The organism is Pseudomonas sp. GM78 (assembly GCF_000282475.1).
Taxonomy (GTDB): domain Bacteria; phylum Pseudomonadota; class Gammaproteobacteria; order Pseudomonadales; family Pseudomonadaceae; genus Aquipseudomonas.
The window spans coordinates 1-8122 of record NZ_AKJF01000176.1; the positions used below are offsets into that span (position 1 = coordinate 1).

General features: G+C 58.8%; 6 protein-coding genes. 2 read left to right on the forward strand and 4 right to left on the reverse strand.

The annotated features are described in order from the left end of the window. Positions 1 to 148 precede the first annotated feature (148 nt). Complete coding sequence (locus PMI35_RS06450) at positions 149 to 856, reverse strand: GntR family transcriptional regulator (protein ID WP_008064075.1); 708 nt, start codon at positions 854 to 856, stop codon at positions 149 to 151. A gap of 196 nt (positions 857 to 1052) precedes the next feature. On the opposite strand from PMI35_RS06450, the gene lapG reads away from it, so the two are divergent. Both lapG and lapD read left to right on the forward strand, forming a co-directional pair. Further along, a complete protein-coding gene (gene lapG / locus PMI35_RS06445; RefSeq protein ID WP_008064077.1) occupies positions 1053 to 1748 on the forward strand; it encodes a cysteine protease LapG in 696 nt (231 codons plus the stop codon). Between the two features lie 14 nt (positions 1749 to 1762). Further along, entirely contained in the window at positions 1763 to 3709 is a 1947-nt protein-coding gene (lapD, locus tag PMI35_RS06440; RefSeq protein WP_008064079.1) for a cyclic di-GMP receptor LapD, read from the forward strand. Between the two features lie 133 nt (positions 3710 to 3842). Here the strand turns inward: lapD and PMI35_RS06435 are convergent, their stop codons facing one another. The 3 genes from PMI35_RS06435 to PMI35_RS35990 all read right to left on the reverse strand — a co-directional run bounded on the left by PMI35_RS06435 (position 3843) and on the right by PMI35_RS35990 (position 8101). Beyond that, positions 3843 to 4181 (reverse strand): hypothetical protein, encoded by a 339-nt coding sequence (locus PMI35_RS06435; protein WP_008064081.1) that lies wholly within the window; start codon positions 4179 to 4181, stop codon positions 3843 to 3845. 147 nt (positions 4182 to 4328) lie between these two features. Beyond that, on the reverse strand, positions 4329 to 8003 hold the full coding sequence (locus tag PMI35_RS06430) for an immunoglobulin-like domain-containing protein (RefSeq protein WP_008064083.1): 3675 nt from the start codon (positions 8001 to 8003) through the stop codon (positions 4329 to 4331). After that, positions 8000 to 8101: an immunoglobulin-like domain-containing protein gene (locus PMI35_RS35990; RefSeq protein WP_443217071.1), complete on the reverse strand. Its 102-nt coding sequence runs from the start codon at positions 8099 to 8101 to the stop codon at positions 8000 to 8002. Before PMI35_RS35990 ends, PMI35_RS06430 begins: the two co-directional genes overlap by 4 nt. Positions 8102 to 8122 lie beyond the last annotated feature (21 nt).

Here is an 8122-nt window from a genome sequence, read left to right on the forward strand (position 1 = left end):
AGAGTAGGTCATCGTCAAGATTCAATTCCGAAACCCCTGTCTGCTACCGCAGACAGGGGTTTTGTCGTTTTTGGCTGCCAAAAAGCGTAGATGTAAAAACCAGTCTGAGTCATGTTGAGCGGCGTTATCGTTCTTCGCGCTGCATTTACTACGAGATTATTCTGTTCTTGGCTTCTGGACTGTCGAGGTAACGGGTGATGACCTCAACTCCACGATTTAGATGGTTTACCAGCAACTTTACCGACCCTTCGACATCTCGCGCCTCGGCGGCCCGCCACATGGCCCGGTGATCTTCCTGGGACAACTTGCCAAGACCCATGGCTTCGAGGTTGAAGCGCAGGAAGCGCTCCTCTTCGTTCAGTCCGTCCTCCACTAGCTTCAGCAAACGGCGATTGGGTGCCTTGCAATAGAGCGACATATGGAAGAGGCGATTGAGCCGGCCGATTTCGGTGTAGTCGTGTTCTGTCTCCAGCTGGTCGATATAACGCGCGGCCTGTTCGAGATCCGCCGCCTCAAGCAATGGCACCGACAGGCGCAGGGCTTCGGACTCCAGTAAAATCCGCAGGGCGTAGGTTTCCACTGCGTCGCCCTGGACCAGCGGAGCGACCACAGCACCTTTATGGGCGACCACGTTGAGCAATGCCTGGGCTTCGAGTTGGCGCAACGCTTCGCGCACAGGCATGCGGCTGACACCGAAGAGATCGGCCAGGTCTTGCTGGCGCAGTGCGATGCCACACGGCAGGCGACCGTCCAGGATAGCCGCGCGTAAGGTTTGTTCGATGACCGAGCGCGCCAAGTGCGCCGCGATGGGACCGTTGACCTTGATGCTGCTGAGTGGGTTGGGTTTTTGTGTCACTACGACTCACCCTGAATGACTGAATATTTTTTGGATCCAACTGACACTAGTGACTGCCTGAAATCTTGTCAAACGGTCAGCACAGTGCCCTATTTCAAGTTTAGCGCGCCATCGATGATCTCACGGTGCCATTGTTTTTTGCCGTACTTACGTACACCATCAACCGACTCCAACGGCCTACCCTGGATGCCTCGCATTGGCGGCACGTTTTTTCCTGATTCCACGGATGCTGCGCTGGCTGTCCTGCGCATTGCTGCTGGCCGGCGTGATGCTTGGCGGGCTGCATGCCGATTGGGATTTTTCCCTGATCAGTCGTCGGGCGCAGGCATTGTACGGACCTTTGGGCGCAGGCCAGCAGCGCATAAATGATTGGCAGCATTTGCTGGTCAGCCAGAAGCAGCTCGGCGAGCTGGAACAGTTGAACGTGGTCAACCGCTTCGTCAACAAGCAGATGCGCTACGTCGAAGACATCGACTTGTGGCAGCAGGTCGATTATTGGGAAACGCCAATCGAAGCCCTGTGGAAAGGTGCCGGCGATTGCGAAGATTACGCTATCGCCAAGTATTTCAGCCTGCGCCACCTTGGCGTCTCCAGTGACAAATTGCGCATTACCTACGTCAAGGCCCTGCGTCTGAACCGGGCGCACATGGTGTTGACTTACTATTCGAGTCCAGAGGCGATGCCGTTGGTCCTCGACAGCCTGATCGACACCATCCAGCCCGCCAGCCAGCGAACGGATTTGCTTCCGGTCTACTCCTTCAATGCAGAAGGGCTGTACTTGCCCGGCGCCAAGGGTAACAAGAAGGTCGGTGATACCAAACGGCTGTCCCGTTGGCAGGATGTGCTGAAAAAAATGCAGGCCGAAGGTTTTCCGGTCGAGACGACTAACTAGGAGCTCACGCTCAGATGTCTTTGTTCAAACAGCTGTTGATCGCTATCTGTCTGTTCCTGGTGGTCGCCTTTACCGGCAGCTTCATGGTCAGCCTGGAAAGTTCGCGCACCCAGTACGTCAACCAGTTGCGTTCCCACGCCCAGGATGGCGCGACGGCATTGGCGGTGTCCCTGACGCCGAACATCGATGATCCGGCGATGGTCGAGTTGCTGGTCAGCTCGCTTTTCGACAGCGGCTATTACGCGAGTATCCGCGTGGTCGATTTGAACGACAACAAAGTCATCGTCGAGCGCAGCGGTATTCCTGCGGTCAACAATGTGCCGGACTGGTTCATCAAGCTGATCGGCCTGGAAGCGGCCGGTGGCGATGCGATCGTCAGCCGTGGTTGGGAGCAGGCCGCGCGGGTCGAGGTGGTCAGCCACCCGATGTTTGCCTTGGCCAAGCTTTGGCAGAGTGCACTGGGCAGTCTCGGTTGGCTGCTGCTCTGCGGTGCGGTGAGCGCCGCATTGGGTGCGTTGCTGTTGCGTCGGCAATTGAAGCCCCTGGATTACATGGTCAAGCAATCCCATGCGATTGCACGCCGGGAATTCCTTAGCCTGCCGGATTTGCCGCGTACGCCTGAATTGCGCCGTGTCGTCCAAGCGATGAACCAGATGGTCGAGAAGTTAAAGGCTCTGTTTCAGGAGCAGGCCGAGCGCAGTGAAAAGCTGCGGGTCGAGTCTTATCAGGACAACCTGACAGGACTGGCGAACCGTCGTTATTTCGAGATGCAGTTGAACGCACGGGTGAGCAACACCGAACAGGCCAGCTCGGGTTATCTGCTGTTGCTGCGGGTTAATGATCTGGCGGGTTTGAATCAGCGCCTCGGTGGTCAACGAACCGATGAATTGCTGAAGGCGGTCGGGCTGCAGTTGTCTCGCGAGTGCGCCAAGTACCCGGAAACGCAAAACCTGGTCACGCGAATTCGCGGCGGTGAGTTTGCCGTTTTGGCACCCGGGCTGGTTCGCGAAGAGGCGTTGCAACTGGCACGCAGCCTCGACAGTGCCTTGGCGAGCCTGCATGCCACCGGTGCCACGGACGTTGCTTCGGTGGCCTCGATCGGACTGGCCCCCTTTGCCCATGGGGACTCACCGCAAGCAGTGCTCGGGTTGGCGGATCAGGCATTGGCCCAGGCGCAGAGCCAGGGTGAGCCGAGCTGGGCGTGCCTGGACCAGGGCGCGTCGACTCGTGTAGGTGATGACCATCATGCGTGGCACAACCTGCTCGACCAGGCCATGACTCAACGACGTTTCGAATTGTTCTTCCAGCCGGTGGTGGCTGCCCAGGACACCCAGCTGGTGCTGCACTACAAGGTGCTTTCGCGTCTGATTGATGCCGATGGCCAGATCATTCCCGCCGGGCGCTTCCTGCCGTGGCTGGAGCGTTTTGGCTGGACTGCTCGGCTGGACCGCCTGATGCTCGAGTTGGTGTTCGAGCAGATGGCTGGCCATGAAGAGTCGCTGGCACTGAACCTGTCTTCGGCAACCCTGTCTGACCCGCAGGCGCTGAATAAGGTCTTTGACCTATTGCGCTCGCATTCCAACCTGGGGCCGCGGCTGACACTGGAGATCGGCGAGGAACAATTGCCAGAACAAACGGTGCTCGAGGAGCTGACACGGCGCCTGCGTGAGCTGGGGTTCTCGTTGAGCCTGCAACGTTTCGGCGGCCGTTTCAGCATGATCGGCAACCTGGCACGGCTAGGGTTAGCGTATCTGAAGGTCGATGGTAGCTACTTCCGCGCGATTGATCGCGAGAGTGACAAGCGTTTGTTTATCGAGGCCATCCAGCGGGCGGCGCACAGCATTGACCTGCCGTTGATCGCCGAGCGAGTCGAGACAGAAGGGGAGTTGTCGGTGATTCGCGAGATGGGGCTTTATGGGGTTCAGGGGCAATTGTTCGGTGAGCCCAAGCCTTGGTGCTAACGCCTGTAGGAGCGAGCTTGCTCGCGATGGAGGGGAGCGATGACACGGGACACCTGACGCCCCGCGGCTGCCTCAGGTTTTTCGTCGGAACGCCGCCCGGGGCATGCACACTCCTACAGGGGGTGCAGCAAGCCTAGATCAGTCCTGCCTCATCATCATCGATCAAATGACTTAATCCGCCCAACGCTTCACGGGCCTGGGTTCGGTCCATCAGCTTGGCCTGTGCGGCCGGCGGCAAGTCGGTCACCCGGATCACGCCTTTGCTGGTCAGCACCTGGATCAAGTCGTCGAGTACCCGGATCATTTCCAGGTCGCTTTGCTTGAGCTGCTTGAGGCTGACCTCCATCGTTTCGTTGGCGTACCAGGCCTGGATTTCATGATGGTCGGCCGGCAGCGTTTCCGTGGCTTCGGCATAGGCGGCGGCTTCCACGCGAACCAATTGGCCTTGCGCATCGCGTTGCACGTAAAACATTTGGCATCCCTCAGAAATGGACCAGCATCATGCTGTCAGCAGCATAGGCCAACTGCAGGCGAGTATGCGGTGTAGTGACGAAATCGTCACCGGGGTGATTGTTGCAAACGTGACGGCCGCCCGCTCTGGGCGACCGTCCGTTAGCCATCAGCTGTTGTTGTGGTCGATCTTGATCGTCGGATCGCTACCGGCAATCAGATTGTGCAAGTTGGCGCTGGACCAATTGTTACCTTCGAGCTTGATCGTCACGTCCGGCTTGGCCGCTGCAGCGTTGGTACTGTTGAAGTTGCCAGCGGAATTGACCTGCAGGGACGATACGCCATCCACTGTGGTGATCTTCAGGTAGTTGTCGATGGTGCTGCCACTTTCACCCTGCAACAGATCACGCAGGTCGATGCGGTCGCCCTGGTTGGCATTGAAGTCCTTGATCACGTCGTTGCCGGTGTCGCCGGCCTTCCACACGAAGGTGTCGCCACCCAGGCCGCCAATCAGCGTGTCGTCACCTTTGCCACCCAGAAGGGTGTCATTGCCGTCGCCACCATCAAGCAGGTCTTTACCGGTGCCACCGAGCAAGAAGTCATTGCCGCTGCCGCCATAGAGTTTGTCATCGCCACCCAGACCGAAAATGATGTCGTTACCCGCACCTCCCAACAGAGTGTCGTCCCCGTCGTGAGCACCAGACACATCGAACAGGTCGGTGTGCTCGGTAATGTACTGGTGCACGTTGCTGGTCGTAACCTTGCTGACATCAACACCGGTTTCCCTGGCAACGAACGCCTGCATGGCCTGGTAGCCCTCGCCGGCAATGCCGTTGAAACTCACCAGGTCACCGAAGATGATGTCATTGCCATCGCCCGCATTGACCGTGTCGGCACCCGGCAGGGTCGCCTCGGTGTGGCCGATGATGGCATTGGCCAGGTTGCTCGGATCGATGTTGGTTTGTGGCTTGCTGTCCGTGTCGAACGGAATCAGGTCAGCCGGCTTTATCGCGCCGTTCAGACCGATCGCTTCGACCTGCGACAACTTGCTGAGCAACAGGAAGCTGCTGCTGGCGTTATCGGCCGTATCGTCGTCGGTGTAGCTGCCTCTGCCGGCGGTGGACGAGATCTCATAGGTGCCGTCACCCTGCGCACGGATCGTGCCGATGGTGCCGTCCTTGCTCCAATTGCCCTGCGAGTCTTCGGACCACTTGTTGACCTTGCCGCTGCTGGTAATCAGCTGGCGGCTGATTCCACCCAGGGTGATATAGGCGGTATCGCCCAGCTTGTAGTTATTGACGTTCAGGTAGTCATCCAGCCTGCCATCAACTGCTTTGGAGTTTTTGTAGTCAACCACTATCGGGTTGGTCGATTCGCCGGATTGGTAGTAGGTGGGCACCCCGTCAGTGATGAAGTAGGTCAGGTTGGTGGCGCCGACATTGCCCTTGGCTTGAGTACTCTGGAAGAAGTTGGCCGTGGTTTTGAACACGTCCTCGTAGTTGGTACCACCGCCAGACGCCATCGATCTGACGATAGCCTGCAGTTGATCCAGCGCGCCGGAGTCATTCAGGTTGACCGTAACGGTGGTGTTTACGGTGTCATCGAAGGTCGCCAGGAAAATGTTGACCGTCCCCGAAGTGTTCGCACCCAGGCTTTGCTTGAGGGTGCTGAACATCAGGTTCAGCGAGTTCTTCGCCGCCTGGATCGAGGTGTCCATGCTGCCGGAAGTGTCGACCATGAACGCGATGTTGTAATTCTTGCCCTGAACCACGTTCAGGCCAGCGATGTCGGCAACGATAATGTCGTTGCTGTCGGTGCCGGCGATATTGTCGCCCTTGGTCGTGCCCATGACCGGGTTGTAGGTCGCTGGATAGATGGTCACCGGAAGCACGGCCGACGATGGTGCAGAGCCGCCCAGCATTTCGGTGGAGGTCGAAGTCACCGTCAGGTTGAACGAGGTGCTGTGGTACGGCGGCGGGGTGATGGTCAGCGTGCCAAGGTTCCAGCCGGTGACATTCGCCTCGCCATTGCTCGCGGTGGCCGTGAAGGTATGTCCCGCGCCATCGCTGAGCACGGAGCCCGCCGGAATCCCGCCGATCTTCACGCTCAGGCTTTCGGAGCCGTCGCGGTCGGTCAGTTCGGTGCTGATGGCCGACAGTTTGATGCTGCCGCCCTCTGGCCCGGTGTTGAGCTTGTAGCCGTCGTAGTAGCCTTCGCCATCGCTGCCATGCAGGTCGGAGACCGTCACGCCGGCATTGATCAGGTCGTTGACGCCAGTGTAGATCGGCACGCCGGCATTGTTCAGGTCGAGCACCGGACCGTTGTCCACCTTGAGGTTGACGTCGTAGCTACCCGGGCCGCTCTGGTTGTGGTGGTAGATGTCCAGGGTGTAGTAGCCGCTGGTGGTCGGCGTGAACGAGCCACTGATCGTCCCGCCGGTACCCCACAGGGCGCTGGCCACGTTTTTGCCGCCAATCGTCACCAGCAGGCTGTCGTCCGCGGTGCCGCTGAAGGTGTAGACCTTGCCGGCTTCAAGGTAGATCAGGCCGGAGGTTTTCGAGGCGATACCCGCCGTCACACTGCTTTCCTGCACATCGGTCACGGTGCCTTTGCTGTTGGCAGTGCCAGCCGCATCGATCACCGACTTCAGGGTGTTGGTCGGCGCACCGCTGCCCGCGCCGTTGTAGCCGGTGTTGAGGGCGGTCAGGCCAGTCCAGATCTCCTTGATCAGGCCTGTCGAGTTCACGTTGTTGCCCGCGATACTCAGTGTGGGTGCGTCGGCTTGCGGGGTGATGTCGACTTTCAGAGTCGCTTCGTTGCCCAGGTTGAAGCCGTCGGTAGGCTTGAACTTGATCTGTGCGTAGTCCGCTGCCTTGTTGCCGACTCCGGTGCCGCCATAACCATCGGCACCCGACTCGTTGCGTGCCGGCACGAAGGTCAGTTTGCCCAAGGCGATATCCGCCTGGCTGATGGTCTGCCCGACCACCACTTTCACGCCGTTGAACAACAAATCGCCACCGCCCGTTACCTGGGTGATGGTGATGCCCAGCGGGCTGTCGTTATCGACATCGGTGACCTTGAAGTTGTCCCAGGTCAGGGTCAGGGTCCTGTCTTCGAGGCCGGTAACTGCGCCGCCAGTGGTCACCGGTGCATGGTCGTTGTCGACGATGGTGGTGATGACATAGGTTTTGCTCGAGTCGATCACCAGGTTCTCGAAGTTGCCGCCGATGGCTTTGTCGATGGTGATGATGAAGTTCTCGGAGCCTTCGACCAGCTTGTCATCGATGGTGCTGATGTCGAAACCGACGCTGTTGCTGTTGGCCGGAATCTTGACTGTGGTCACCCCGGCAAAGTCCACGCCATCGGCCGCAGTGCCGCTGTAGGTCAGGGTCACAGTGACTTCTGCGTGAGAAGGATTGCTCAGGGTCAGGGTGTAATGCGCCATCTGGCCTTCGGTAATCGAGGTGTCACCGGTGATACCGACTGTGGTGGTGTTGACCACATCAGTCACTTTGGTTACGGCCGGCTTGTCGCTGACGAGCAGGTTCTCGTACTTGTCGCCGCCACTGACAACAGTGGTGATCTTGGTCGAGACGTCAGGCGCGCCGGTGTACACATCGTTCGGTGCCTTGACGTTCACGGAGTTGGAACTTTGGTCGTTGCCGATGGTGATGATCTGGTCGTTGGAGAGCTTGATCACCAGATCAGAACCGACGTTGGTCACAGGCTTGCCGTCTTTATCGACCAAGGTGGCGGTGTAAACGATTTGGCCGCCTTCAGTCACGCTGCCAGTGGCGGTCAGGATGACTTTTACATCGTCGATGGTATCGGTGATCTGGGTCACCGCTGGAGTGGCATCGGTACCAGGCTCTCGAAATTACCGCCGGTGGCGCTGGTAATGGTCGGGCTGACGGTGCTGCCGTTGTTGTAGACGTCGTTGATCGGTGTCTGGAACGGTGCGCT

Bases quoted from the DNA above. Each gene is read 5' to 3' on its own strand.
- lapD (WP_008064079.1), top strand. From the start codon at position 1,763: ATGTCTTTGTTCAAACAGCTGTTGATCGCTATCTGTCTGTTCCTGGTG.
- PMI35_RS06435 (WP_008064081.1), bottom strand. From the start codon at position 4,181: ATGTTTTACGTGCAACGCGATGCGCAAGGCCAATTGGTTCGCGTGGAA.